At 55.2% G+C, this 627-nt stretch carries 1 pseudogene; it reads right to left on the bottom strand.

The window, feature by feature from the left end:
- Nucleotides 1-555 (bottom strand): annotated as a pseudogene (locus AK59_RS0123490) (hypothetical protein); the annotation flags it as partial.
- Between the last annotated feature and the right edge of the window lie 72 nt (nt 556-627).

Genomic DNA, 627 nt, shown 5'->3' with positions numbered 1-627 from the left:
TTCACGCCCCAGCGTAATATCGACTACGGTATCGGCTACAATTTCGACACGCGTCACCGGAACGTCCCCGGCATCGTCAGTGACTCTGAATCCTTTTGCGGCATACGTCGTCGGAGATGAACCCACGTAGCATGATCGAAACTGAAGCGGCGGGCTCCACACCAGGAAATCCGCACGCAGGAATGTTCCGCTCAGCGTGACTGACAGGGGTTGCAGTGGACGCCAGTTCTGGCGACGATCAATTGCACGATGGAGCACTTTTCCGAACTGCATTCCCAGCCAGCGGTAGCCGTTCGCGTCAAGATGGCCACCCTTGTCGGTGACAGCATACGCCGGTGATGCCATCATTACGTTTGCATCTGCTGCACAGATATCGAGCTGAGCCTCGCCAATGCTCATATTCGTGCTGTCGCGCGTCCAGCTGCCGCTGGTCTGATACAGCACAGTCAGGGGGGGCTCTGTCTGCCCGGTGATAGCGGTAGTATCGGTAATGACATCATCAATGAGCTTTCTCAGGAGTGCTCTGTATTCTGCGCGGTCTGTCGCCCCTCCTTTTTTTTTTTTTCAAGCAGAAGACGGCATACGAGATACATCGGTGACTGGAGTTCAGACGTGTGCTCTTCCGAT

The organism is Enterobacter sp. T1-1, assembly GCF_000710795.1.
GTDB classification, from domain to species: domain Bacteria; phylum Pseudomonadota; class Gammaproteobacteria; order Enterobacterales; family Enterobacteriaceae; genus Enterobacter; species Enterobacter cloacae.
The sequence above is the reverse complement of the archived record's forward strand: the minus strand, read 5'-3'. Positions and strand labels throughout refer to the sequence as shown.